Source organism: Morganella morganii, from assembly GCF_019243775.1.
GTDB lineage: Bacteria > Pseudomonadota > Gammaproteobacteria > Enterobacterales > Enterobacteriaceae > Morganella > Morganella morganii.
On sequence record NZ_CP069157.1, the window covers coordinates 2,473,555 to 2,499,165 of the forward strand.

A 25,611-nucleotide genomic window follows, 5' to 3' on the forward strand; every position below is an offset into this window, starting at 1 on the left:
GTCCTCACATGATTGAAATTAGATAAATAAAACTACATCTGAATGAATACTCAACACAAAATATTATTTACACTGGTTTATAAATTCCGTTTATTCATAATATGTGATTACACACTTAATTGTTGTTATTTTATTCAGACAGGTTTAAATATTGAGTAGATATATCTGTTTTCTGTAAATAAAAAAACCAGTTTAATTAAGAATAAGTTTTATTAAGAAATAATTTCTTCTGTTTTAATGTTCTTAATTGCGTTAAGTTAATTAAATAATACCTCTTATATTATTTCGAACCGCATAATAATTATGCTATATAAAAGATATCTGCCCGCATATCCTTCATCGCTTTCATTCCGACAGTACCGCAATTAATAAGCAAACCATTAAATAACCATAATATAACAATGGTTAATTATCATGTATTGTATACCTTCCCGGCAGCTCTTCTGCCGGCGGGTAAATCGTGCGGTTTCCTCTGAAGTTGCATCTAAAATACTTTTTATATTTTGAAAAGTATTTTAATATTGAGTATTAATCATGTGTTTAACTTCAGGAGAACACAGATGGAACGCATCATCATTCCGACTAGCTACATTCATGTCCGCAGCACCCCGCTCTGGACCAAAGAAACCGCACCGAAATCTATCTGGCAAAGACATCTGGATAAAGGCACCCGTCAGGGCGTTTATCCTAAACTGTCTGTTATGCAGGGCACGATTGTTTACTATTCCTATGCGGATGAAACCAGCCCCGAACCAACAGACACCCTGGTAATCCAAGCCGGGCAGTTCGGTGTCTTTCCGCCGGAAACCTGGCACCGGATAGAAGCGGTTACTGACGATACTGTGTTCAATGTCGATTTTTATGTCGCCCCAGAGATCCTGACCGAGGAGTAACACAATCATGAACGACGAAAACAAAGGCTTTTTATTAGAGCTGATAAATGAAAGTAACGGCCTGAAAGCGGAGAAACTCTTTCTGAATCCGAAAAAGTTATATATCCCTGAGATTGCAGCGGAGGAAATCGCGTTGCTGGTCAGTGAATTAGACAGCAAAGAAAAGATTAATGATGCGGCACTGATGGTCACCATGACCAATAAAAATAATGGTGTGTCAGTGGATAAAGACGTGGATTCTGCTGCTGAATTAGCCGATGCTGAAAACGCGGCGCAAATCGTCAAGGATCTGATTAATATTATCCGCGGCTACGATATGGATGAAGAAACCAATATCTGCGGATGGTAACTGCTCTGTCTGTACCGTGAGGGGAAAACCGGTTTCCCCTCCGGCATTGTGCATTATCCGGCGTGACGGATATCGTCATACTCACGGGTTTTATCAAACACGCTTTTGGCAAACGGACAAAGCGGAATAATTTTCCGCTGTTCACGACGCATTTTCTCAACCACTGCCGCAACCAGCTTATTACCGACTTTCTGCCCGCGCAGGCTGTCATCCACCATAGTATGGTCAATAATCGCCAGATTATCCCCGGTATACACAAAGGTGATTTCCGCTATCCGGCTTTTGCCGTCCTCAGAAAGAATATAAAAACTGGTTTCATCTTCACGAATATCCATCACTTATCTCCTGCGGCTTAAAATAATACTATATGCAAAACCGTGCGGATGAGAATACCGATCAGTGCTGCCGGGATCACATAACGGAATAAGCGGACAAACCGCGAACTGATGCCGAGAAAAATTCCGATCCCCGGTAAATCAAATGTCTGGATGAGTAAACCGGCAGATGCATTAATCTGATTGGCGGTTACCGCGCCCTGCTGTACCAGGTCAGATATCACCCCGAAATAGGCGGTCCCCCCCGCCACACATTTCACCAGGGCGGGCAGCACAAAACTGTCCGGAATATGCATAAAATTCAGTACCGGCATCAGAATATGGTGCAGCCATTCAATTACCCCGGCGGCCTGCATTAATCCGACAATGGATAATGACAGGATAAGCATCGGGATAGCTCCGAGTGCCAGGCGGATAGCATCCGCCCCCGCGCTGTTGATAACCGACAAAATTCCCTGATTATTCTGCTCCGCATCCGGCAGCGGCTCTGAGCTTGCGGTCTCTGTTGCGGATAACCGGCGACCGGTGACATACCAGGTAAAAGCCGCCGCACACAATCCCCCTGCAACCGAGATAATAATGGAGGTTGTCCAGTGCAGCCCGAACGGCATCAGCGGATAAAACACATTCCCCTGCCCCATAGCAAAACACATCGCCAGGGTGGCGGCCATATGGCGATCAGAGACACCCCGCTTATCCATAATCGCGAGTGTTGCCAGTGGTGCGGCAAAACTGACAAAGTTTATCTGGATCAGCGCGAATGCACTCATCCCGGTTAAGCCGAAAGGTTTGAGTAAAGGTGCCAGCCAGCGGACTATCACATCCAGCACGCCTCTGACAGACAGGTATTTCATTATGATCAGCATCACGACCATAATCGGTAATAAGGTATAAAGTGCGACATCAACGGAGGATTTACCCGCTGAAATGATAATACTGATGACATCCATGGAATGAATACGGAAAGTAACTGAATCGGTTTTCCGGATTATAACCCTGTGATTTCAGAAGTAATTCAATTTCTTGAAGTGGTTCAAATAAAGCAGATAAAAACAGCCAATCCTGTATTTGCAGATAATTCATTCAGCCGGATGCTATTTTGCGGGATCAATAACCAAAAAATAACCCTGCATGACAGACTGCCACCGTCTGCTGTATCTATCCGGCTGATTTACATCATAATTCAGAAAGATGACCAGAGCAGCGACAGCGGCATCACCAGTACCAGTGCCGGAAGCAGGTTAATCACCGCAAACATTTTAATACCGCAGATCCGAAGCCCGGTCGCGATTAATAATACCCCGCCCGCTGCGGTAAAGTCCGCCATCATAGCCGGTGTGGTAAACGGCATTAATAACGCACCGCTGCCCGCCAGTACCAGCTGAATAATCAGCATCGGTGCGGCAATAACCGACACCGCAATACCCAGTGAGCAGGCAAATATCATCGCGGTGAAAAAATCCATAAAAGCCTTGGTCAGCAGAACGGTCGGATCACCGGTCATGCCTTCATGCATCGCCCCGAAAATCCCGGTACCGCTGACACAGAACAGGAATATCAGCACCACATAGTTTTCGATAAAACTTTCCTGAGCCCCGCCCCGTGCCGGAAGCCGGGTCTTTATTTTACCGGCCACCGCATTAATTTTATTTTCCAGGCAACACAGTTCACCGATAACCGCCCCCAGCAGCACCGACAACACCATCACCGGCATATTGGCACATTTTATAATCAGCAACACCCCGATGGCGAGCGAGGCCAGGCCGAATACGGAGGGCATCGATGTCCGGATACGTTCCGGCAGCCGGTGGCTCAGCCCTGCCCCGGCAATTCCGCCAATTAATACTGCGGCGGCATTAATAAAAGGTCCGGTAACCAAAGATCACTCCTGCTTTTTTTTATTTGAATCTCATTATTATACGGAACCGGTACAATACTGTACGTGTACCCGTCTGCAAAACAGACGCAATAAAATAAAAACCGGGTATTGACTCTTACGTTACGTAAGGCCGCAGTCTGAGCCGCATTACAGGAGGGAAATATGTTACTTCAGGTTGGTGAAATTGCTGAGAAGACCGGACTGACAGTATCGAACGCCTTACCCGGATTCAGATATTGCGGCAGATAGGCGTCAAACTGAAGGACATCGGTAAAATACTCGGGGGTCACGACGGGGATATGGCGAATCTGCTGAAAGAGAGAGTCAGTGTATTAACGGCGCAGATGCAGGAATAAGAAAGTGTTTCACTGCGTACCGGTGAGCGATGCGACCTCAAATTTGCCTGTGAACAATTCCGTCTTTTTCTGTCCGGAAAAGTTCCGTGCAACGATTTTCAGGCCGCCATCATTTCGTTACCCTTTTTTAATTTCCATCCGCCATTGCGCATCACCGATTTGTTCAAAATCAGTAACTTCATGGCCGGCTTCTGCCGCCCAGCGAGGAATATTTTCCGTCGCCTGAGCGCAATCGTATTTGATGACCAGTACATCACCGGTCGCTAATGTTTCAATGGCTTTTTTTGCTTCAATTAACGGAAAGGGGCACAGGTGCCCGCGGGTATCTAATTCCAGCGTATTCATAGTTTCACCTTATTACTTTATTTTCTGAGGACGTATGATCGTAAAATAACTGACAATCCAGCTGCCGGCGATAATGCAGGGAATAAACGCCCAGCCCTGCCAGGAGAACCAGGCCGTATTGACTAAGGTATTTCCCAGCATACAGCCGCCGGCCAGGCCGCTGCCGATACCCATGAGTAATCCGCCGGTCAGGCTTTTTATCATCACGGGAAAACCCGGGTTGCGGAAACGAAATTCCCGGCTGCCTTTTGCGGCGATAAACGCCCCGGCAAAAATCCCGATCAGCAGATAACCCGCCCAGTTAAAGAATTTCAGGTCGCCGGCCGTCACCAGTGAAAATAATTGTGCGCTCGGGCCGCTGATCCCTAACCCGCCGACACGTCCGTCCGCCAGGCTTGAAGGCCAGGCAAGCAGAGCAATGACACCAATTATCAGGGCAGAAACAAACGGATGCCAGCGGGCTTCAAACAGCAGGTGAGCGACCCCGGTTTTCCGGGCTTTCATTTTGGGAATGTGAACAGATTTGTATTTATTCAGGTGACGATTCACCAGAAAAACCGTCAGCAGCACCAAAACAATAATCGCGATATACGGCGGGATATTCAGTGATTGTGTGATAGTCGGGGAATCCAGCTTCGGTGTGGTAACCGGAGAAAAGACCTGTTTTACGGCAGACTGACGGATAAACCAGCTGGCAATAATAAAACCGCCGACGGCTGTAATGCTGCCTGCCAATCCTTCCGCAGCCCGGTAATAAGCACCGGTTGAGCAGGACCCGGCAAATGCCATCCCCATGCCAAAAAGTAATCCGCCGGCCAGAGTTGCCAGCCAGGGAAATGTGCCTCCGGGGATTTTTGCAATACCGAAATAAGAAAAAATGAAGAGTCCGATACTCTGGACAGAGATGACAATCAGAATAGCAATCAGCATTCTGCTGTCGCGAAAGAGATAGAGATCACGCAAACCACCGGCTAAACAAAAGCGGCCGCGCTGCATAACAAAACCCAGTAATACCCCTAAGAATAAACCGGATAGATGAGATAAACTTATCATAGACATCGCTCCTTTAAGACCGTTATCTTAGCGAAATATCTTTTTGATTATTTGAGGAAAATCACAGAAAACGGAAATATTGTTTTTATGTGCGGAGGAGATAACCGGCAGGAGGACATTTTCCGGCTGACGATGACACCAGTAATCACAGGGGACTCATCTGCATCCGGCGGCTGCAGGCTTTTTGTGTTTCATTCAGCAATGATGTGGTATAAAAAACCACAGAGTGCTGTAAAACACCCTGTGGTCACATGGTATTAAATGTATTCCGTTTATTGAATCTGGCTTTCTGCTGTTTCAACTAAACCGATTAACCGGTTCCGCATGACAGCATATTTTTCTTTGACTAGAGCTTCGGCCTCTTTCTGATTATCAATTCTGATCACTCTCGCCGCACAGTATTTAGTTTCCGGTGTTTTGGATACCGGATCCAGATTATCCTGTGTCAGTTCATTACAGGCACCAATCCACCACTGATATGTCATATAAACCGCTGGTTTATTAATCGTTTCATTGATACTGCACCGGGACATCACTTTCCCTCTGCGTGACTCCACCCACACAATATCCTGGTCTTTAATTCCCAGCTTTCCTGCGGTTTCCGGATGCATCTGCACATATCCCGGTTCGTCAGCCAGAGATGCCAGCGCCTTACAGTTACCGGTCATAGAACGGCATGAATAGTGCCCGACCTCACGGACAGTGGAAAGGATCAGCGGATATTCATCATCCGGCAGTTCCGCCGGCTTCCGCCACGGTGCGGCAAACAGCAGTCCTTTGCCTGACGGGGTATCAAAGATGTTATTCTGATAGAGGTATGGTGTCCCCGGATGATCTTCTGACGGGCACGGCCACTGAATATGTGCCAGCCCTTCCAGTTTTTCATAGGTGACACCATAAAACAGCGGACACAGTTCTCTGAGTTCATCCCAAATCTCTTTGTTGTCAGTATAAGACATCGGGTATCCCATCTCTGTCGCCAGCAGACTGATAATTTCCCAGTCCCGTTTTACATTTCCCTGTGGTTCAATGGCTTTCTCAAACCGCTGAAAGCCCCTGTCCGCGCAGGTAAAGATACCGCCGTGCTCACCCCAGCTGGTTGACGGCAGAATAACATCGGCCTGCTCCGCTGTTTTGGTCATAAAGATATCCTGCACCACCACAAATTCCAGGGCATCAAACCCATTGCGGACGAGTTGTAAATCCGCTTCTGTCTGCAGCGGATCCTCCCCCATGATGTAATAGGCTTTTACCTTTCCCTCAATGGCCAGATGCGGGACTTCCGTAATACGGTAGCCCGCCTCAGGGTCAAGGGATTCATACGGGATCCCCCATGCCTGCGCAAATTTACGTCTGACATTTTCATCTGTCACATTCTGATAGCCGGGGAACATATTAGGCAGTACCCCCATATCACAGGCACCCTGAACATTATTCTGCCCTCTGACCGGTGCAACCCCCACACCGGGTTTTCCCAGATTGCCGGTTAATAACGCCAGTCCGGAAAGGCCTTTGACGACATCCACCGCCTGCCCGAATTGTGTCACCCCCATCCCCCACATAATGGTTGCGGTTTTTGCACGCGCATAGGTTCTCATCGCCTGACGGATTTGTGAGGCCGGAATGCCGGTAATATCCTGAACCACTTCAGGGCTGTAATCCTGAACGGCTTTTTTGTACTCCTCAAATCCCTCTGTAAACCGGCTGACATAATTTTTGTCATACAGATTTTCATCAATTAAGGTATAGGCGAACGCATTAACCAGCGCCATATTGGTACCGTTCCGCAGAGGAAGGTATTGTGTGGCAATTTTAGCTGTTTCTATTTTTCTCGGGTCGCAGACAATAATTTCCGCCCCGTTCTCTTTTGCTTTTATCACCCGGCGGGCGACAATAGGATGAGAATCCGCACAGTTATACCCGAATACCAGCAGGCAACCGGAGTGTTCAATATCCGCGATGGAATTGCTCATTGCCCCGTTACCCAATGTCACCTGTAATCCGGCCACTGACGGGCCGTGACACACACGGGCACAGCAATCCACATTGTTGTTACCCAATACTGCACGGGCAAATTTCTGCATCACAAAGTTGGTTTCATTGCCGGTTCCGCGTGAGGAGCCCGTACACATAATGGATTTTGCACCGTACTTTTCTTTGATCTGTTTCAGCCGGTGAGCGGTATAATTAATCGCCTCCCGCCAGCTGACAACTTCAAACGGTGCACCTTTTTCTCTGCGGATCATCGGCTGATTTATTCTGGCTGTCAGTAACTTGTTATCATTAAGAAAATCCCAGCCATATAACCCTTTCAGACACAGCTGCCCCTGGTTGGTAACACCATCAGCACCTTCTGCTTTGATTATTTTTCCGTTTTCAACACAAAGATTCAGTTTACAACCGGCGCCACAATACGGGCATACAGATATGACTTTATTCATTTGACGTCCTTTCCCCTGACCAGGGAGTAAAAGAGTAAGAAAAGAAATGTCATCTATGCATATTACATGCCAGTAAAAAATAGCTTTATAATCAATGAAGGATCGGTTTTTTGATGTGTCAGACAACGATAATCGACATTTTTGACGAAACGGGAAGGGAAATATTGCCGGAAAAAATATTGTGCTAATCAGCAGCATGATGCTGAATGCGGCGACGTCAGCTTCCGGCCGGAGTGGACAGTCCGCCTGAAGAAAATTATCTGAGAAAACTGTTTCGGTTCAGGGAACAGAGAAACCTTTTATTTATCACGGATAATTTTTTGTGAGAAAATCACACTTTATTACCATTAAATTAAGGGTATCTGAGGGATGAAAATTTTCGGTATTATTGTCGTTACAATCGGATGTATTTTATTACAAGGCTGCGATACTCAGGAAACGAAAGTCGTAAAATATATGAAGTGCAGGATTGCCGTTGATGAAATCGGAGATCAACAAGCGAAGGTTAATTTTCGCATGAATGGGGTAACATCTGTTTTTGGTGATGAAATACCTAAAATGAGCGGTTACGATAGTATGCGTTTACAGCAGGAAGCAAGAGATGATTTAAAAATGGATGTTCCGAACAAAAGACTCTCTGTGGAAAATTTAATCGATGAATATGAAAAAAGCTACTGTGCAGATATTCATCAGTCGCCGCAAAAAGGAAAAAATAAAAGAACTGAAATATATTTTAAACCTCTAACATTGTTAAAAGTTAAACATAAAACTCCGGTGACCCAATACGGAACGAATCAGACAAAGCGAAGTGGCACCATCATAATATCACGCCCTGCACTCTGTTATATCTGACTTCAGCGAAATTCATACTGTGCAGTTTGGTGAGGTTTTCGCTGATAGCCGGGCAAATAACGTTACTGTAAGGAATGATTTATCAGGAATTGAGAGACTTCAGGAGATACTGGGAGACGTTGAGATGGCGGAGGAGGAGAGATTCGAACTCTCGGACGGTTTCCCGTCGGCGGTTTTCAAGACCGCTGCCTTAAGCCGCTCGGCCACCCCTCCGCAATGACGTGCACTATAGTCCCCTCACTGTGCCTTGTAAAGTCCCGGATAGTTTAAATGCCGGAAATTTAGTCATTTCTCAATGTGTTAGCTGATTTTATCATCATTATCACCGCTTTCTTTCTTCTGATGCTTGGGGTAGCGGCAGATTTTTGCTACATTTTCATTCTCATTTTCAGCAGGTTCAGATTATGTTTGTGTTTGAAGGGCGTGAAATCGCCACTGACCCCCACGGCTATTTACTCAATGTGCAGGACTGGCAGGAAGCAATGGTGCCGCTGCTGGCTGAACAGGAAGAAATCACCCTGACAGAACAGCACTGGGAAGTTATCCGCTTTGTGCGGGATTTTTATCTGGAATTTAATACCTCACCGGCTATCCGCATGCTGGTGAAAGCCATCACACAGAAGTATGGCGAGGAGCGCGGGAACAGTCGTTATCTGTACCGCCTGTTTCCGAAAGGCCCGGCCAAACAGGCAACAAAGCTGGCCGGTCTGCCGAAACCGGTGAAATGTATCTGACCGCCGTTTATTCGTGGCGGACACGGAATACCGCAACTTCCCTGTAATCACAGGGGGTTGCGATGATATCTGTCACTTTCGCCCCCGGCGGCCCGCCCGCCTCCAGCCATGCGGTCATGGCCTCCAGCACACTTTCATCGCCATACGCTTCAATTTCCACACTGCCATCCTGACGATTGCGGACAAAACCGGTCACATTATGGCGTTTTGCCCAGTAAAACGTTTGATAGCGGAAACCAACGCCCTGAACGCGTCCGTATACGGCAAAATGTCGTCCGATCTTCATTATATCGCTCCTTTTTCCGAAAATGTCACTATTTTAATCTGTATCGCTGTCCGCCGGTTGTAATTTTACCCACTCCCCGATAACCTGAAATTGTCAGCTATTGCTGATTGCAGTGATAGGAAACAACAATCTGTTAAGGGATTGAATCTGTCATCAGTACCCCCCATATTAGTAACAGAGCAAAGTTTCTTCGGAGGTGATTATGATGATTTCAAGTAAGTTCGGTATCGGACAACAAGTTCGCCATAAGCTGCTTGGCTACCTGGGCGTGATTGTCGACATTGATGCTGAATACTCACTGGATCAGCCGGAAGAGGACGACATCGCATCCAATATGAACCTGCGCTCTGCGCCCTGGTACCACGTCGTGATGGAAGACGATAACGGTGAGCCTATCCATAGCTATCTGGCAGAAGCCCAGATCACCTATGAGATGGATGAAGACCACCCCGATAACATCACTATGGATGAACTGGCTGAGTCCATCCGCAACCAGTTACAGTCTCCCCGGTTGCGCAATTAACAATACGAAGAGCCCCGCCACTCACATGCCGGGGCTTTATTTTTACTTACTTTTCCAGCCCCAGACGCGGGATCTCAATTTTCGGGCAGCGATCCTCAACAAACAGCAGCCCGGCGTTTTCCGCCAGCGCTTTCGCCTCACTGCTGATAATCCCCTGCTGCAGCCACAGCACTTTCGCTTTTATGGCAATCGCTTCCTGCGCAATACCCGGTGCGGCATCCGCATTACGGAAAACATCCACCATATCCACCGGCTCCGGAATATCGGCAAGCGTGGCATACACCATCTGCCCGATCAGGGTTTTTCCCGCCAGTTTCGGATTCACCGGAATCACCCGGTATCCCTGTCCCAGCAGATACTCCATCACATGATAAACAGGGCGGTCCGGTTTATCACTCGCCCCCGCCACAGCGATCGTTTTTACCTGCTGAAGAATACCGGTCAGAAATGTGTCATTCATAGAAGCCTCTTTTATCATCCTGCGCAACAATCTGAGTTATAGCATACTGAATTGAAAATCACCTGTTGGCGGAACCCTTTTTTTCGCTTATGTTATTGAATAACATTTTATTCGCCGGAAAAGAGAGCGTTATGGAATCGACCACCCGAGTACTGACCAAGCATAAAAAAATCGCCCTTGTGGCTCATGATCACTATAAAACCAAATTACTGGACTGGGTTAAACGCAATCTGGCTAAATTAGAAGGCCATGAGCTGTTCGCCACCGGCACTACCGGCAAACTGATCAGCCGCGAAACCGGGCTTGAAATCACCGGCATGCTGAGCGGGCCGATGGGCGGGGATCAGCAGATAGGCTCAATGATTGCGGAAGGGAAAATTGATGTGCTGATTTTTTTCTGGGATCCGCTCAATGCCGTGCCTCATGACCCGGATGTGAAAGCGCTGCTGCGCCTGGCGACCGTCTGGAATATCCCGGTGGCAACCAATATGTCCACCGCTGATTTTATTATTCACTCGCCGGATTTCGATAACGATGTGGATATTGTTATTCCGGATTACAACCGCTATTTAAGTGAGCGGACTCAGTAACGGCTTTCTGCGGCGGTGATAATTTACCGCCGCTTCTTTCATATTTCAGGGCTTTTTCACCCGGCTGACGCCCATATCCGCCAGTTCTTCCGCGAAGCAGGACGGCGAGTCTTTGTCATACAGCAACCAGACCTGTTTTTTTGCCCGGGTCAGCGCCACATACATCAGGCGACGCTCCTCGGCATGTATAAACTCCTCTTCCCGCGGCAGTAATCCCTGCTCAATCACCGATTCCCGTGCTGCAGCCGGGAAACCGTCCCGTTCATCCGTCAGTCCGGTAATAATGACGTAATCCGCCTGCTGACCTTTCGAGGCATGCATGGTCATAAAACGGATATTGAGATGCGGCCAGCGGGTTGCTGCCACCGACAGAATCTCCGGTTTAAGGTGGTGATAACGCGCCAGGATCAGAACCGTTTCTTCTCCGGTCACATAACCGCTCATTTTATTCAGTAATGCTTCCAGCTGACTGTCCGGCAGTAACAGCACCGCTTTTTTATCCCCTTTCGTCAGGCTGTTCAGGGGTTTGGTTAACTGCTGCGGGTTACGCTGAATAAATTCGTTGGCGATCTCCCCGATACGGCTGTTAAAGCGGTATGTGGTATCCAGCGCACACTGTCCCCCTTCGCCGAAGACCGCGCTGAAATCCGTGGTCAGTGTCAGTTCCGCACCACTGAAACGGTAAATAGCCTGCCAGTCATCACCGACAGCAAATAGTGTGGTCTGCGGGTTCTGGGCCCGCAGGGCATGGATCAGTTTTGCCCGCAGCGGTGAGATATCCTGGAACTCATCCACCAGCACCGCTTTCCACGGCGAGATAAAGCGCCCTTTTTCAATCAGATTCACCGCCTGATGGATAAGCCCGGAGAAATCTGTCGCCCCCTCGTCTTTCAGGGCACTTTTCCAGGCTTTTAAAAACGGCGCCATCAGTTTGATTTGTTTTGTGAATTCCGGTACAATATCCGGCGGTGCGGACTCAATCATCACTTTCTGACTACCGCCGTTCATGCGCATCAGGCTCAGCCAGCGGTCAATCCTCGGCACCATGCGGCGGCACAGGGTTTCATCTTCCCAGTATTCCTCCTCATCCACCAGCCAGTTCATACTGCCGCTGATAAGTTCGCGCCAGCCTTTTGCCTGTGCTTTTTTCTCACGGCACTGAGTCTGCCAGACGGATTTAATCAGTTCATGACGGGCGGCTGTGTCACTTTCCAGCGCACTGATAACCGGCGATTTATTGGATGCTTCGCGGATAATATGCAGTGCGAGGGCGTGAAAGGTTTTACTGCGGATCTCTTCTGTGTGCAGACAGGTGCGGATCCGTTCATTCATCTCATCCGCCGCCTGCCGCCCGAAGGCGAGCATCAGGATCTGCTCCGGCAGCGCCTGCTGACGGCGCAGCAGCCAGCCTGCCCGTGCCACCAGCACCGATGTTTTACCGCTTCCGGCTCCCGCCAGTACCAGCACGGAAGGCTCACCATTAACCACCGCCTCACTCTGCGAAGTATTCAGCGGGGAGGATTCCACACTGGCAAAGAAATCCACGTAGGTTTCAAGGCATTGTTGTGTCCATTCGCGGTTGCGCTGACGGCGTTTTTCATCGGTGTGGCTGAGCCAGTCCAGACAAAACTGATAAGACTGTGCACAATTATCAAAACCGGCCAGACGCGCACGGGGCAGCGGCAGTGCCGCAAAGGCGTGCAGAATGTTGTCACGGAGTTTCTGACTTTCCGGTTGTGTCAGCCAGCGGTCGGCCTGAATCACCGACTTAATTTCACTGACCTGTTTATCCAGCACACCCGCGCTGACCACGCTCATCTCTTCACTCCAGCGTGACCAGATATCGGTAAGATACTGATAGAATTCCTGAGTTTCCTGCCACTGGGTACCGTGCAGACGCACAACCTGCTCATCCGGCAGTTCAAATTCCAGTTCGCCCCAGACGATACCGCGTTTACATTGAATATTGATTAACTCATTGAAAGGAATAACATACCGGTGTTTTGCCCCGCTGACTTCGATACCTGCGTTGAGTAACCGCACGCGGTTGTAAGGATGCCGGGCCAGTGTCTGCCCCATTTGTGTTGATTTTAATTCCATGTGTTCCGCACCGTTACAAGATTGAAATCAATATGTGATAAAACCAGATGTGGTAAAACGTATGCCAGCGCCATACCATTGCCATATTACAGGAAAGACACAATTAGTTTACTGCCAAATTCCCGTTAAGGGTATTTCTGACTCATTGAGGTTATTGTGCTTGCAGCGTTTCTCGGCTTCAGCCGGTATATTTATAACAGCCATTTTCTTTATTATTTCCGCATCCTGATTGCGCTGACAGGTACCACGCTGGTGCCGTGGCTGCTGCACATGTCGCCGAAAGTCACCATTGCCCTGACACTCGGGATGGTAGCCGCCGCACTGACAGACCTGGATGACCGGCTCGCCGGGCGTCTGCGTAATCTGTTTATCACGCTGATCTCTTTCTTTGTCGCGTCTGCGGCTATTGAACTGCTGTATGACCACCACCTCCTGTTTATGGCAGGACTTGCGGTATCAACCAGCGGGTTTATTCTGCTGGGTGCGCTCGGGCAGCGTTACGCCACCATTGCTTTCGGGGCACTGCTGATCGCGATTTACACCATGCTGGGTAAAAACCTGTTTGATGACTGGTATCAGCAACCGCTGTTACTGCTGACCGGTGCGGTCTGGTATAACCTGCTGACCCTGACCGGGCACCTGTTTTTCCCTGTCCGTCCGCTGCAGGATAATCTTGCCCGCTATTATATGCAGCTCTCCAATTATCTGGAGGCAAAAGCAAACCTGTTTGACCCGGATATAGAAGAAGATTATCAGCAGTCCGTCTTTGAACTGGCGATGGCGAACAGCGCACTGACGGAAGCCATGCATCAGGCAAAAATGACCCTGTTTTCCCGCCTGAAAGGTGACCGCGGCCAGCGCAGTACCCGCCATGCCCTTCATTATTACTTTGTTGCCCAGGATATTCACGAGCGGGCGAGTTCGTCTCATATCCAGTATCAGAATTTAAGCAATGAACTGCGTTACAGCGATATTATGTTCCGCTTTCAGCGGCTGATGACCATGCAGGGACATGCCTGCGCCGCTGTTGCGCAGGCCATTTTGCAGCGCCGCAAATATCACCATAACCCGCGTTTTGAGCGGACATTTTCTTATCTGGAAAACTCCCTCAACCTGCTGGAGCAGCAAAAGCCCGGTAACAGCAGTGTCATGGCTCTGCGCCATCTGCTGACCAACCTGCGCGGTGTCGATTCCCAGCTTAAAGGACTGACCGCAGAGCAGACTCAGCTTCCGGCGGAAAAGATGCAGGAAGATGCACGCCTGTCCAACGAAAACCTGCAGGGACTGCGTGATATCTGGGCGCGGGTCAGGCAGAACCTGACACCACGCTCCGCCCTGTTCCGCCATGCTATCCGGATGTCGCTGCTGCTGTGTGCCGGTTACGCCATTATCCTGACCTTCGATCTGACCCGCGGTTACTGGATTATGCTGACCAGCCTGTTTGTCTGCCAGCCGAACTACAGTGCCACACGACGCCGCCTGATGCTGCGCATAGTGGGGACTCTCGCCGGGATCCTTATCGGCCTGCCGATCATGTATTTTGTGCCGTCTTATGAGGGACAGCTTATTCTGATGGTACTGTCCGGGCTGATGTTCTTTGTGTTCCGCACCAGTCAGTACGCCCAGGCCACTATTTTTATTACCCTGCTGGTGCTGTTCAGTTTTAACCTGCTGGGTGAAGGGTTTGATATCGCCATCCACCGCATCATCGATACCCTGATCGGCTGCGGACTCGCCTGGTTTGCTGTCAGCTATATCTGGCCGGACTGGAAATACCGCCAGCTGCCGCTGGTGATTGACCGCACCATGCAGGCAAACGGCCGTTATCTGGAACAAATCCTGCAACAGTATTACAACGGTAAAACTGACAGCCTGGAGTACCGGGTTGCCCGTCGTGATGCGCATATCAGCGACGGGGAGTTTGCCTCTGTGGTAGCGAACATATCCTCAGAGCCGAGCAGTTACCGTACATCTCAGGATGAGGCGTTCCGCCTGCTCTGTCTCAACCACACCCTGCTCAGTTATATTTCCGCGCTCGGGGCTCACCGCACCAAGCTCACGGATGACACTATTCTGCGTCTGCTGAATGATGCCATCCGCTATATCGAGATCGCACTGCAAAAAGGACATCGGGAAGATTTGCAGATTCAGGCTATTTCAGATGCGCTCGCACAGCGTCTGGATAAATGTACCTGTGACAATAATAGTACCGAGCAGCTGGTGCTGGAACAGATTCGCCTGTTACTCAGCCTGACACCGGACATTACCGGGCTTATCCGGCAGATCAATGATAAAGAGCATAATCTGCAGCCTTCCGCCGGGCGGTTCCGCCGCAAAAAACAGACTGCGGCGGAAGAAACACCGGACAGCTGATGTCTTCCCGGGGAAAACATTTCCCCGGGATACCTGCGCCGTTTAGTTCAGCCGGCCATGCCAATGGATAAGATCCTCCCGCAGTGCTTTCGGTAATACCGCACTGTGGCACCCCTCAATGGCTCCCGCGATGGCAAACAGTAATTTCAGCTCATTCTGCGGCCGGGCTTTGACCTTCAGAAAGCTCGCTTTGGCACCCAGCAAATAGAGGTCATCCACCCGGCGGATCCCCGCCTGCCATAAGCGGCGTTCCAGAGCTCTGTCCACATTCGGCAGATCTTTAATCCGCGACGGCAGTTGCTGCTGTGACTGTGCATGTTCCCGTGCATGCAGGTAGGTCTGGTAAAAAAGGAACTCACTCTGCTGAGGGCACTGCCATACCGCGTCCGGAACACGGTAATAGTTAATCCGCATCGGCAGGATCCGCTTGGGATAAGTAAACCGGTCACTCAGTTCCAGCCGGCAGAACAGCTCGCGGGTGGCCTCTGTGCTTTTCAGCCAGAGCTGACTGTTGGCTATCAGTGCGAAAGTGACCCGGTCAATGGATAATCCCATACACCCGAACTGTGATTTCAGGCGGATCCGGCCGAACGGCTGTGTGCTGTGTTGAAGACGATCAAACTGAACATCTGACAATTTCAAATAATCCTTCATATTATCAGTCCTTTGAAAGCAGGTTAAACGTATCGTTGTGTCATTCCCTGACTGAGCTCAGCTGTCGCCACAAAATAAGGAATGTTTCCCCGATTGCCAACGATAAATTCGTATTTGTATCCGGCAAACCTGAATTTTGCGAGTTGTATGGAAAAAATTTACTTGATCTGAGCGGAATTGGATTATACTGTACACATATACAGCATCACTATGTGAGGTTAACTATGCGCCAGCAGGCAACCCGGGAATACGTCCCTGTTACACCGGCATCTGTGTCACCCGCCCTTGCGGGGGAACGCCGTCTGAACGGAATGGTCAGCGAACTGGTTTATCGCAATAATGATATCGTCCTGACCCACATTCTGCTTCCTTTATTACGTCAGCTTGCCGGGGAGTCCCGCTGGCTGTTATGGCTCTCTCCGGGTGCAAAACTTAACCGCACCTGGTTATCGCAGAATCAGCTGCCGGGTGATAAAATCATGCAGTTGTCCCGCATCCCGGCAATCAACAGTGTTGCCGCTATGGAGAAAGCACTCGCCAGCGGTAACTACAGTGTGGTTCTGGGCTGGCTGCCGGTACTGACTGAGCAGGAAAATGCCCGGTTACAGCGCGCTGCGGAACAGGGCAGCTGCCTCGGTTTTATTATGCGTCCGCAGGAATGGCATCATGACAGTGCACCTGTTGCACGACAACTGAATACATTACAAATTCACTCTTTCCCTTATCATTAAGGAAAATTAAGAATATTCTCAGAGTTTTTTACATGCCCGTATCATTTGCTCTGCTTGGTTAATAAAATTACACTATTTCAACGTGTTAAGCCAAATATCCAAAGAAATTGACTATTTTGTATGTTTATGAATCAGTACAGTTTTTTACATTTTTTTAGTCGAATTCCACAGGACAGGCTTGTAACTTTTATAGTTCGCTGTAGACTTTACACCGTTAAGGTAGTGCTTAAAATTCCCTGTTGGGAGCTATTTACTAAATAGCGCACATAATCCCTGACTATTTTTAAAAACCAAAGGCGATAATAAGGCATTAAGCCAGAGCCAATTTGGATGATAACGAGGCGTAAAATGAAAAAGACAGCTATCGCAGTAGCAGTGGCAGTGGCAGCTTTCGCAAGCGTTGCGCAGGCAGCTCCAAAAGACAATACCTGGTATACCGGTGGTAAATTAGGTTGGTCTCAGTATCAGAACACCGGTACTGGTTTTGACGGTGAAAGCTTAGGCAACACTGGTCCGGTTCATAAAGATCAGCTCGGCGCTGGTATCTATGCTGGTTATCAGCACAACCAGTACATGGGCTTTGAATTAGGTTATGACTGGTTAGGTCGTATGCCTTACAAAGGCGACGGTAACAACGGCGCATTCAAAGCACAGGGCGTTCAGCTGACTACCAAACTGAGCTATCCGGTAATGGATGACTTAGACGTTTATACCCGTCTGGGTGCAATGGTATGGCGTGCAGACGCAACCGCATCTATCGATGGTGAGCGCGTTAAAGGCAACGACACTGGTGTTTCTCCGCTGTTCGCACTGGGTACTGAGTATGCAATCACCCGTGATATCGCAGCTCGCGTAGAATATCAGTGGATCAACAACATCGGCGATAAAGAAACCACTATGGCACGTCCTGATAACGGCATGCTGAGTGTTGGTGTTGCTTACCGTTTCGGCCAGGATGAAGTTGCTGCACCAGTTGCAGAACCAGCTCCGGTTGTTGCACCAGTTGTTGAGAACAAACGTTTCACCCTGCGTTCAGACGTTCTGTTCAACTTCAACAAATCTACTCTGAAAGCTGAAGGTCAGGAAGCTCTGAACCAGCTGTTCAACGAACTGGCGTCAATCGACCCGACTCAGGGCAACGTCCTGGTTATCGGTTACACTGACCGCATCGGTTCCCAGAACTACAACCTGCCACTGTCTCAGAAACGTGCACAGAGCGTTGTAGATTACCTGGTCGCTAAAGGCATCCCAGCCGGCAGCATCCGTGCAGAAGGCCGCGGTAAAGAAGATCCTGTTACTGGCAACAAATGTGACAATATCAAACAGCGCGCTGCTCTGATCGAATGTCTGGCACCAGACCGTCGTGTTGAAATCGAAATCCAGGGTGTAACTGAACAAGTCTCTCAGCAGGCTGCTCAGTAAGTTCTGAATTCGGTTGTATGATGCAATGAATTGTATAAACCCCATCTCCGGATGGGGTTTATTTTTTGTCTGTTCCCAGCAGGCTTTGCAGATCTTCCTTCAGCGATGTCATCTTCGTCGCGTACTTTTCCTTGCGCTCCGCATCTTCCAGCAACTGCACAATCGTGTCCGATAAGGTACTGCCGCGCCGCTGTGATAACGCCGACAGCCGCTGCCAGACCAGAAACTCCAGATCAACCGATTTTTTGCGGGTATGCTGCTGCTCAGCATTAAAATGCCGCTTGCGCCGTGCGCGGATAGTCTGACTCATCCGGTTCGCCAGTCCCGGTGCCATATGTTTTTGTATCCACGCCGTCACTTTTACCGGATGTGACTCCAGTTTCAGTAACTGCGCCACTGCTTCCTCAGCCCGGCTTTTTTCCGTATAACGGGTAATTTCTTCACCTTCGCGGTGTTTTTTGACCAGATATGCCCACTTCCAGCCACATTCAAGATTCTCTAGTTGCTGATATTTCATGATTTTTCTCAGTGACAGGGTAACACTGACATAAGCATAGCAATATTCCCCGTAAAAAACCGCTCCTCTGCACAATTCTTTCCGCTCAGGACGGGTAAAAATAAACGCCGCGAGGATAGCTATCCGGCCTGCTTACGCGCTACAATGTCCCGCTATTTTCGTTACTATTCAAAGGCGGTGCTGATAACCGCACACTGCGGGGAGCACCAGATCCTGCCGCAACGATTAAATCCGACATTATCAAAAGCAGACAATACCGAGTGAATATTAAACAGCTGACCTGGCAGGCATTACTGCCTGATGAAAACAGTTACCACACCATCCTGCAAACCGCTTCTGAACTGCCTGCTCAGCAGGCTGATATCGTGCAGCCGCGTTTACAGGAAAGCCTGTCACTTTTCAGCCATCCGGCGGCAAAACGCCGTTTTATGCTGGTCAAAAGTGACGAAAGCGAGTGCTACCTGAATACCATAGCGCAATTACTGCCACCGGAAGTCAAAATCCGGCAAAAACGCACTATGGGCGGTGAATACCACTTCGATAATCACAGGTTTGTCTTTACACCGTCGGATAACGGCCATTTCAGTGCAGTGCAGCCGTTTGCTGTCTGTGACTGGATTGAACCGGAGCAGCTGTTCGGCCAGGTCTATACCCATCACCAGCATGTGCAGTTGCAGCCCGGTATTATTCATCAGGTTAATGGCGGCTTTCTGATCATGTCACTGCGCAGCCTGCTCGCACAGCCGCTGATGTGGCTGCGTTTAAAGCAGATGGTCTGCGCACAGCGTTTTGACTGGCTGGCTCACACCGAACAGCATCCGCTGCCGTTCCCGGTTGACAGCATGCCGCTTAACCTGCGGGTCATCGTGGTGGGCGATCGTCTGAGTCTGGATGAGTTTATGCTCTCCGAGCCGGAACTGAGCGAAGAAGCGCTGTACGGCGAATATGAATTTGATTGTCAGCTGGAAGAAACAGAACAGCTGACCGTCTGGTGTCAGTTTGTCAACGGGCTGCTGAAGCAAAATCAGCTGCCGCCGCTCAGTGCTGACGGCTGGTATGAGCTGCTCCGTCAGGGGATGCGTTTTCAGGAAGATAAAAGGACCCTGCCGCTCGACCTGACATGGCTGACCACTCTGCTGCGCGATGCCGCCACCCTGCTGCCTGCGGACACCATCACCGCAGAAGCGCTGCGCAAAATCAAAGACAACCGCAGCTGGCGCCACGGCTATCTGGCCGATCGCGGGCTGGATGAGATTCTTCAGGGTCAGGTGTATATCCAGACTCAGGGCAGTGCTGTCGGCCAGATCAACGGACTGTCCGTTCTGCAGTATCCGGGACACCCGGAAGCGACCGGAGAGCCCTCCCGTATCACCTGTGTGGCACATATCGGTGATGGTGAATTTGTTGATGTGGAGCGCAAATCAGAGCTTGGCGGTAATATTCACGCCAAGGGTATGATGATTATGCAGGCTTACCTGATTGCGGAGCTTAAACTGGAACAGCCGTTCCCGTTCTCCACCTCCGTGGTCTTTGAACAGTCCTACGGCGAAGTGGATGGTGACAGCGCCTCTCTGGCTGAGCTGTGCGCACTTATCAGTGCCCTCTCCTGGCAGCCGGTTGACCAGCAGATTGCCGTGACCGGTTCTGTTGACCAGTTCGGGTTTGTGCAGGCCATCGGCGGCGTAAATGAAAAAATCGAAGGTTTCTTCCGGCTGTGTCAGGCCAGAGGGCTGACCGGCAAACAAGGTGTGATTATCCCGGCCTCCAACGAGCGTCACCTGGTTCTGTCAGATGATGTGGTTGAAGCGGTACGTCAGGGTGAATTCCACATATGGACAGCAGGCCACGTCTCTCAGGCGGCCTCACACCTGATGAATATGCCGTACTATGAAGAGGACGGTAATCCGTCCGGAGAACACCTGTTAGCTATAATTCAGGATCGGATTTTCCTGGCGAACAATCAGGATAAACCAAGAAATTCGTGGTTTTCCCGCTGGTGGAAATAGCACAATTTTTATCTGATCGGACTTGTTCAGCGTACAAGTGTAAGCTATTGTGTAGCCTATCTGATAAACAAGGCAAAGATTGAGTTATGGTCGCAAAACAAGAATCCTACACAAAGCAAGAACTTGAAGCCTCAGGACGGGGCGAACTCTTTGGTGAAGACGGGCCGCCGCTGCCATCCGGCAACATGCTGATGATGGATCGCGTCATTAAAATGAGCGAAACCGGCGGGCATTTTGATAAAGGCTATATCGAAGCTGAGCTGGATATCAAACCTGAGCTGTGGTTTTTCGGTTGCCATTTCGTCAATGATCCGGTCATGCCGGGCTGTCTGGGCCTGGATGCCATGTGGCAGTTAGTCGGTTTTTATCTCGGCTGGCTGGGCGGCGAAGGGAAAGGCCGTGCACTGGGTGTGGGTGAAGTGAAATTTACCGGCCAGGTACTGCCGACCTCGAAAAAGGTCACCTACCGCATCCACCTCAAGCGTGTGATCAACCGCAAGCTGATCATGGGCATCGGTGACGGCGAAGTCTTTGTTGATGATAAACTGATTTACACTGCAACAGATCTGAAAGTGGGTCTTTTCAAAGACACCAGCGCGTTTTAATCTTTCCTGCCGTGGTGTTATTGGTGTTATCCGTAAAAAACCTCCGCACAGCGGAGGTTTTTTATCCTTCAAACCGGGTTACGCAATGACCGCCCTTTTATCGATGGCCTCGCGCCAGCCTCCCAACCAATGAGAACGTTCGTCAATTTTAAGATACGGGCAACTCTCTTTAGAACGTCCTAAAATACCCGCCTGATAACCTTTGGTTAATGCTCTGGCTAAACGATCACGCTTTTGTCTTTTCATGCCGTTACTTCCCTCATGTTATTCAGTGCTGAAAACAGGTTGATTTTTATTCAACCCATAATAGAAATACGCTTTCGGGCCGGAGTTTGCAAGTAAAGAAGGTTCAGGGTGTGTCAGTTCCGCTTTTCATAAAAATACACAATAAAAACAGGGCTGTTATTTTACCAGCGTAATCAGATTATTAGTTTTCAGGGGACCGTAAAGGTATTCAGAAGGATGTTTCAGACGAAATAAGAATCGTTTTAGCGATCAGCAGATTAAGCGGATTAATGTGGCGTGTTTCACAAATTTGTCATTTTGATGACAATTTACTCTCTGCACATCCGGTGCAGAGAGTAAACCAGCAATTACTTACGCAGCTCGTCAGCCACCGATTTTGATACCTGCGCCCAGCCTTCCCCCAGCGTACGTACCAGCGCCGGATAGCCGTTTTCCGCCTGTTCCAGTACCAGATTAAACGGGTGGCGGATAACCGCGTCACCGTGGGTGTAAATCCAGCTGCCCGCCACAATCACTTTGCCGTCATAACGGCCGTGGAAACCGGTGACAGTGACAGTCAGGGTATCCGGTTTACTTTCCAGCGGCTGCACCGAAACCAGTCTGTCCGGCAGTGCCTGACTGAGTTCCGTCGTCATTACTTCCAGCAACTGCTGCTCCAGCGGACCGGCCCATAAGTTAGTGCTGCCGATGTTGTATTCCACATCACTGGTCTGATAGACAATCCCGGCATTTCCCAGCACATCCCCGAGCGTGATACGCTGGATCCATAACTGAGGGTGGCGGTTGTCACTGCCGTTACTGCGGAAGCTGGTCTGTTCACTGCTACTGTCCGCAGCCACCACTGGTAACTGATAATACTGTTTCACCGGGGTGCTGCTGCACCCCGCCAGTACAAAAACGCCCAGGAATGCCAGTGCTTTTGTCAGTTTCTTCATCTTAATTCTTCGCCTTCTTAGGTTGCGGATCCGCCTGCGGCGCGGCTTCAAAGACCAGAGCATTGCTCTTGTTATTCAGGGTACGCAGTACCGGCTGTAATTCACGCAGAACCTGATCCAGACGCTGCATATCATCAACCAGTTTGTTGTACGCCGGTGACCCCGGCTGGATACCCTGCATACTGCGGTTCAGTTCACGCAGCGTGGCCTGCATATCTTTCGGCAGCGCTTTGAACTCTTTGCTGCTGAGTAACACATTCAGCTCAGACAGTGTTTTCTGTGCTTCAGCGATGGTTTTTTCGCTGGCACGCAGTGTCTCTGTCGCCTGTTTCATCATCGGTTCAATCGGCATGCCGTTGATTTTATCCAGCGCCGCCAGTACTTTTTGCTGCAGCTGAACCAGGCCACCGCTGGTGGTCGGCAGAATGTCATAATCCGCAATTTTCATCGGTGCTTTCCACGCCGGCTGATCCGGGTAGAAATCGAGATCAACATACAGTGCGCCGGTCAGTAAGTTACCGGATTTCAGTGAGGCGCGCAGCCCCTGCTGTAATGCGGTTTCCAGTTCCTGTGCCAGTTTGAAATCTTTACCTACATCTTTCTCGAAACGCTCGGGCTCGATATGGATCAGGACCGGGATGCGGAAATCCTGATCAAATGTCTGCCCCAGCCCTTTGGCGTAGAACGGAACCTGTGCCACTGTACCGAGACGGATACCGCGGAATTCCACCGGTGCGCCCGGAGACAGGCCGCGCACGGAGTCGGAGAAGAACAGCAGATAACTTTTATATTCGGTGTAGAGTGAATTTTGCGTGCTCTTCTGGTTATCAAACAGCTTAAACAGGGTCTTAGGATTGACTTCCTCACCCGGTTGCCAGCCGTCCGGCACATCAAAACTGACACCGCCGCTGAACAATGTGGAGAGTGAACCGACCTGCACACTCACGCCCTGCGAGGACATATCAAAGGCAATGCCGCTGTCCTTCCAGAAGCGGGCGTTGGTGGTCACCAGTTTGTCATAAGGTGCGTTGATAAAGAGCTCATACTGCATTTCCCGCTCATCAAGATTAAACTCGGCCGTTTCCACGGAACCGACACGGTAGCCACGGAACAGCACAGCATCCCCCGGATTCAGTTGTCCGGCCTGCTGACTGGTTAATATCACGCGGATCCCTTTGGCGTCCGGAGACGCCAGCGGCGGTGAATCAAGCAGTTCAAATTCATGGCGTTCGCCGCCGGTATTGGCAGGCTGCACCTGGATATACGCCCCGGAAAGCAGTGTGCCCAGCCCGGAGACCCCTTCACGGCCGACCGTCGGTTTCACCACCCAGAAAACGGTATCTTTGCGCAGAACGTCTTTCATCTCTGCGTTCAGGCGGGCCTTGATGATCACGCGGCTGTAACTCTGATCCAGCATGACGCTTTCGACCACGCCGACATCCACGCTGCGGCTTTTGATTTTGGTTTTACCGGCTTCGACCCCTTCCGCGTTATAAGTGATCAGGGTGATTTCCGGTCCCTGTCCGCGAAAGTGGCTGATAAGGATCCAGGCACCAATCAGTACCGTGACGATGGGAATTATCCAGACCGGTGACCAGCTTTTCAGTTTGCTGACCTTCGCTTCTGTCAAATCATCAGTTTTATCGTTCAACCTGAGGCTCCTTAGCACTCTCCGCCCGTTTTTTTTCAAGCCGATCCCACGTCAGACGCGGGTCGAACATTTCGGCGGCAATCATTGTCAGAATGACCACCATCGCAAATAAAATCACACCGATATCCGGATAGATGCTCATCAGACGCCCCATCCGCACCAGTGCCGCCAGTACGGCTATCACAAACACATCAATCATGGACCAGCGTCCGACAAACTCCACGATTTCATAAATAAAGTGCATCCGGCCGGGATCACGCCAGCCGTGACCTTTGGCATCCAGACACAGCCAGCCGATGGCCAGCATTTTCAGGCTCGGCACCATGATACTGGCGATAAAAATCACCATCGCCACCGGATAAGAGCCATCCCCCCACAGCAAAATCACCCCGGCCATAATGGTCGAGCCGAAATCACTGCCGAGGGATTCGGTGATCATAATCGGCATCAGGTTTGCCGGGATATATAAAATCACGGAGGTAAACAGCAGTGCCATGGTCAGTTGTAAGCTGTTCGGCCGCCGGGCATGACCCCGGCTGCTGCAGCGCGGACACTCATGCATATCTGCCGGCAGAATCGCCTGACAGGTACCGCACAGCCGCACCCCCTGACACAAACCGCCTTTTCCTGCCTCCAGCGCCACCGGCAGCGGCGGACGCGGTGCAATCCGCTGCCAGACCCAGTGTTTATCCAGGCACTGGAATGCCCGCACCTGCATCACACAGAACAGACAATATGGCAGAAAACTCACGCCCAGCCCGATATCCCCGTACGCCATCAGTTTCACGAAACTGACCAGCACACCGGCGAGGAAAATCTCCGCCATACACCAGGCACGCAGCCGGAACAGCAGCCGCGTGACCGGAATGGCCAGCGAAGGCGGCAGACGGATTCCGCTGCACAGTAAGGTAATGGCAAACAGGCAGAAGGCCGGTACCGCCAGCACAAATCCCATAAAGAACAGTGCCAGCCCGCCGTAGTTATCCCCGAACATCACAGACGGTATCTGATAAAGCGTGATTTCGCTTTCAATACCTGCCACTTTCATCGAGACAAACGGAAACATCCCGGCGAGTACAAACATCACCAGGCCGCTGAGTGCATACATCAGCGGCTGGCGGCGCGGTTCACGCCAGCGGGCGGCCAGGTGAGTGTGGCAGCGCGGACACTCGGCTTTGGTTCCCCGTTCCAGCTCAGGGATTTCCACCACCAGGTCGCACTGCGGACACAGCACCGTGACTGAATCATGTGAATGATGAGCACACACTGTTTCGT

At 50.1% G+C, this 25,611-nt stretch carries 26 protein-coding genes and 1 tRNA gene; 11 read left to right on the plus strand and 16 right to left on the minus strand.

Annotated features, from left to right (window positions below; genetic code table 11):
• The first annotated feature begins 560 nt into the window (after positions 1 to 560).
• Complete coding sequence (locus JL661_RS12000) at positions 561 to 893, plus strand: TehB family protein (protein WP_062772372.1); 333 nt, start codon at positions 561 to 563, stop codon at positions 891 to 893.
• Between the two features lie 7 nt (positions 894 to 900).
• Complete coding sequence (locus JL661_RS12005; protein WP_004241819.1) at positions 901 to 1,242, plus strand: DUF1869 domain-containing protein; 342 nt, start codon at positions 901 to 903, stop codon at positions 1,240 to 1,242.
• Positions 1,243 to 1,295: 53 nt separating this feature from the next.
• Here JL661_RS12005 and JL661_RS12010 read toward each other — a convergent pair whose 3' ends face one another.
• The 6 genes from JL661_RS12010 to fdhF all read right to left on the minus strand — a co-directional run bounded on the left by JL661_RS12010 (position 1,296) and on the right by fdhF (position 7,651).
• Positions 1,296 to 1,577: a GNAT family N-acetyltransferase gene (locus tag JL661_RS12010; protein ID WP_004241818.1), complete on the minus strand. Its 282-nt coding sequence runs from the start codon at positions 1,575 to 1,577 to the stop codon at positions 1,296 to 1,298.
• Between the two features lie 17 nt (positions 1,578 to 1,594).
• Complete coding sequence (locus JL661_RS12015) at positions 1,595 to 2,527, minus strand: nucleoside recognition domain-containing protein (RefSeq protein ID WP_004235888.1); 933 nt, start codon at positions 2,525 to 2,527, stop codon at positions 1,595 to 1,597.
• Positions 2,528 to 2,760: 233 nt separating this feature from the next.
• Positions 2,761 to 3,456, minus strand: a complete 696-nt coding sequence (locus tag JL661_RS12020; protein ID WP_036414286.1) for a DUF554 domain-containing protein — start codon at positions 3,454 to 3,456, stop codon at positions 2,761 to 2,763.
• Positions 3,457 to 3,929: 473 nt separating this feature from the next.
• On the minus strand, positions 3,930 to 4,157 hold the full coding sequence (locus JL661_RS12030; RefSeq protein WP_004235884.1) for a sulfurtransferase TusA family protein: 228 nt from the start codon (positions 4,155 to 4,157) through the stop codon (positions 3,930 to 3,932).
• Between the two features lie 12 nt (positions 4,158 to 4,169).
• Entirely contained in the window at positions 4,170 to 5,210 is a 1,041-nt protein-coding gene (locus tag JL661_RS12035) for a YeeE/YedE family protein (protein ID WP_004235883.1), read from the minus strand.
• A 272-nt stretch (positions 5,211 to 5,482) separates the two neighbouring features.
• A complete protein-coding gene (gene fdhF, locus JL661_RS12040) occupies positions 5,483 to 7,651 on the minus strand; it encodes a formate dehydrogenase subunit alpha (protein WP_062772369.1) in 2,169 nt (722 codons plus the stop codon).
• Between the two features lie 369 nt (positions 7,652 to 8,020).
• Here fdhF and JL661_RS12045 point away from each other — a divergent pair, with 369 nt between their 5' ends.
• Positions 8,021 to 8,503, plus strand: coding sequence for a hypothetical protein (locus tag JL661_RS12045; protein ID WP_218480975.1), 483 nt, complete (start codon positions 8,021 to 8,023; stop codon positions 8,501 to 8,503).
• Between the two features lie 125 nt (positions 8,504 to 8,628).
• Here the strand turns inward: JL661_RS12045 and JL661_RS12050 are convergent.
• Positions 8,629 to 8,716: transfer RNA gene (locus tag JL661_RS12050), tRNA-Ser, on the minus strand.
• 191 nt (positions 8,717 to 8,907) lie between these two features.
• Between JL661_RS12050 and tusE the strand changes: the two genes are divergently transcribed.
• Positions 8,908 to 9,237, plus strand: coding sequence for a sulfurtransferase TusE (gene tusE / locus JL661_RS12055; protein WP_004241806.1), 330 nt, complete (start codon positions 8,908 to 8,910; stop codon positions 9,235 to 9,237).
• Between the two features lie 7 nt (positions 9,238 to 9,244).
• On the opposite strand, the gene JL661_RS12060 is transcribed toward tusE, so the two are convergent.
• Positions 9,245 to 9,523, minus strand: coding sequence for an acylphosphatase (locus JL661_RS12060; RefSeq protein WP_004235877.1), 279 nt, complete (start codon positions 9,521 to 9,523; stop codon positions 9,245 to 9,247).
• 202 nt (positions 9,524 to 9,725) lie between these two features.
• Between JL661_RS12060 and hspQ the strand changes: the two genes are divergently transcribed.
• Positions 9,726 to 10,046 carry a heat shock protein HspQ gene (gene hspQ / locus JL661_RS12065; protein ID WP_004235876.1) on the plus strand — a complete coding sequence of 107 codons (321 nt, stop codon included), beginning with the start codon at positions 9,726 to 9,728 and terminating at the stop codon, positions 10,044 to 10,046.
• Between the two features lie 46 nt (positions 10,047 to 10,092).
• Here hspQ and JL661_RS12070 read toward each other — a convergent pair whose 3' ends face one another.
• Positions 10,093 to 10,506, minus strand: coding sequence for a CoA-binding protein (locus JL661_RS12070; RefSeq protein ID WP_004235874.1), 414 nt, complete (start codon positions 10,504 to 10,506; stop codon positions 10,093 to 10,095).
• A gap of 131 nt (positions 10,507 to 10,637) precedes the next feature.
• On the opposite strand from JL661_RS12070, the gene JL661_RS12075 reads away from it, so the two are divergent.
• Positions 10,638 to 11,096, plus strand: a complete 459-nt coding sequence (locus tag JL661_RS12075) for a methylglyoxal synthase (RefSeq protein ID WP_004241804.1) — start codon at positions 10,638 to 10,640, stop codon at positions 11,094 to 11,096.
• A gap of 45 nt (positions 11,097 to 11,141) precedes the next feature.
• On the opposite strand, the gene helD is transcribed toward JL661_RS12075, so the two are convergent.
• Positions 11,142 to 13,196, minus strand: coding sequence for a DNA helicase IV (gene helD, locus JL661_RS12080; protein ID WP_062772363.1), 2,055 nt, complete (start codon positions 13,194 to 13,196; stop codon positions 11,142 to 11,144).
• A gap of 156 nt (positions 13,197 to 13,352) precedes the next feature.
• Between helD and yccS the strand changes: the two genes are divergently transcribed.
• A complete protein-coding gene (gene yccS, locus JL661_RS12085) occupies positions 13,353 to 15,569 on the plus strand; it encodes a YccS family putative transporter (protein ID WP_062772360.1) in 2,217 nt (738 codons plus the stop codon).
• Between the two features lie 42 nt (positions 15,570 to 15,611).
• On the opposite strand, the gene JL661_RS12090 is transcribed toward yccS, so the two are convergent.
• Positions 15,612 to 16,223: a TfoX/Sxy family DNA transformation protein gene (locus tag JL661_RS12090; protein ID WP_004235870.1), complete on the minus strand. Its 612-nt coding sequence runs from the start codon at positions 16,221 to 16,223 to the stop codon at positions 15,612 to 15,614.
• Between the two features lie 224 nt (positions 16,224 to 16,447).
• Between JL661_RS12090 and sulA the strand changes: the two genes are divergently transcribed.
• Positions 16,448 to 16,954: an SOS-induced cell division inhibitor SulA gene (sulA, locus tag JL661_RS12095; RefSeq protein ID WP_062772357.1), complete on the plus strand. Its 507-nt coding sequence runs from the start codon at positions 16,448 to 16,450 to the stop codon at positions 16,952 to 16,954.
• A 348-nt stretch (positions 16,955 to 17,302) separates the two neighbouring features.
• Positions 17,303 to 18,376: a porin OmpA gene (ompA, locus tag JL661_RS12100; RefSeq protein WP_032098458.1), complete on the plus strand. Its 1,074-nt coding sequence runs from the start codon at positions 17,303 to 17,305 to the stop codon at positions 18,374 to 18,376.
• Positions 18,377 to 18,434: 58 nt separating this feature from the next.
• Here ompA and matP read toward each other — a convergent pair whose 3' ends face one another.
• A complete protein-coding gene (gene matP / locus JL661_RS12105) occupies positions 18,435 to 18,893 on the minus strand; it encodes a macrodomain Ter protein MatP (protein ID WP_015422583.1) in 459 nt (152 codons plus the stop codon).
• 260 nt (positions 18,894 to 19,153) lie between these two features.
• Here matP and JL661_RS12110 point away from each other — a divergent pair, with 260 nt between their 5' ends.
• Both JL661_RS12110 and fabA read left to right on the plus strand, forming a co-directional pair.
• Positions 19,154 to 20,899, plus strand: a complete 1,746-nt coding sequence (locus JL661_RS12110) for an AAA family ATPase (protein WP_015422582.1) — start codon at positions 19,154 to 19,156, stop codon at positions 20,897 to 20,899.
• An 86-nt stretch (positions 20,900 to 20,985) separates the two neighbouring features.
• On the plus strand, positions 20,986 to 21,504 hold the full coding sequence (gene fabA, locus JL661_RS12115; RefSeq protein WP_004241796.1) for a bifunctional 3-hydroxydecanoyl-ACP dehydratase/trans-2-decenoyl-ACP isomerase: 519 nt from the start codon (positions 20,986 to 20,988) through the stop codon (positions 21,502 to 21,504).
• A 78-nt stretch (positions 21,505 to 21,582) separates the two neighbouring features.
• Here the strand turns inward: fabA and rmf are convergent, their stop codons facing one another.
• From rmf to pqiA, 4 genes are all read right to left on the minus strand, one after another.
• On the minus strand, positions 21,583 to 21,750 hold the full coding sequence (gene rmf / locus JL661_RS12120) for a ribosome modulation factor (protein WP_015422581.1): 168 nt from the start codon (positions 21,748 to 21,750) through the stop codon (positions 21,583 to 21,585).
• Positions 21,751 to 22,097: 347 nt separating this feature from the next.
• Entirely contained in the window at positions 22,098 to 22,685 is a 588-nt protein-coding gene (gene pqiC / locus JL661_RS12125; RefSeq protein ID WP_004241795.1) for a membrane integrity-associated transporter subunit PqiC, read from the minus strand.
• Between the two features lies 1 nt (position 22,686).
• The gene (gene pqiB, locus JL661_RS12130) at positions 22,687 to 24,336 is read right to left on the minus strand and encodes an intermembrane transport protein PqiB (protein ID WP_062772354.1); all 1,650 of its coding nucleotides are present in this window, start codon (positions 24,334 to 24,336) and stop codon (positions 22,687 to 22,689) included.
• The gene (gene pqiA / locus JL661_RS12135) at positions 24,326 to 25,603 is read right to left on the minus strand and encodes a membrane integrity-associated transporter subunit PqiA (RefSeq protein WP_015422580.1); all 1,278 of its coding nucleotides are present in this window, start codon (positions 25,601 to 25,603) and stop codon (positions 24,326 to 24,328) included. The genes pqiB and pqiA overlap by 11 nt, the downstream gene beginning before the upstream one ends.
• Positions 25,604 to 25,611: the final 8 nt, after the last annotated feature.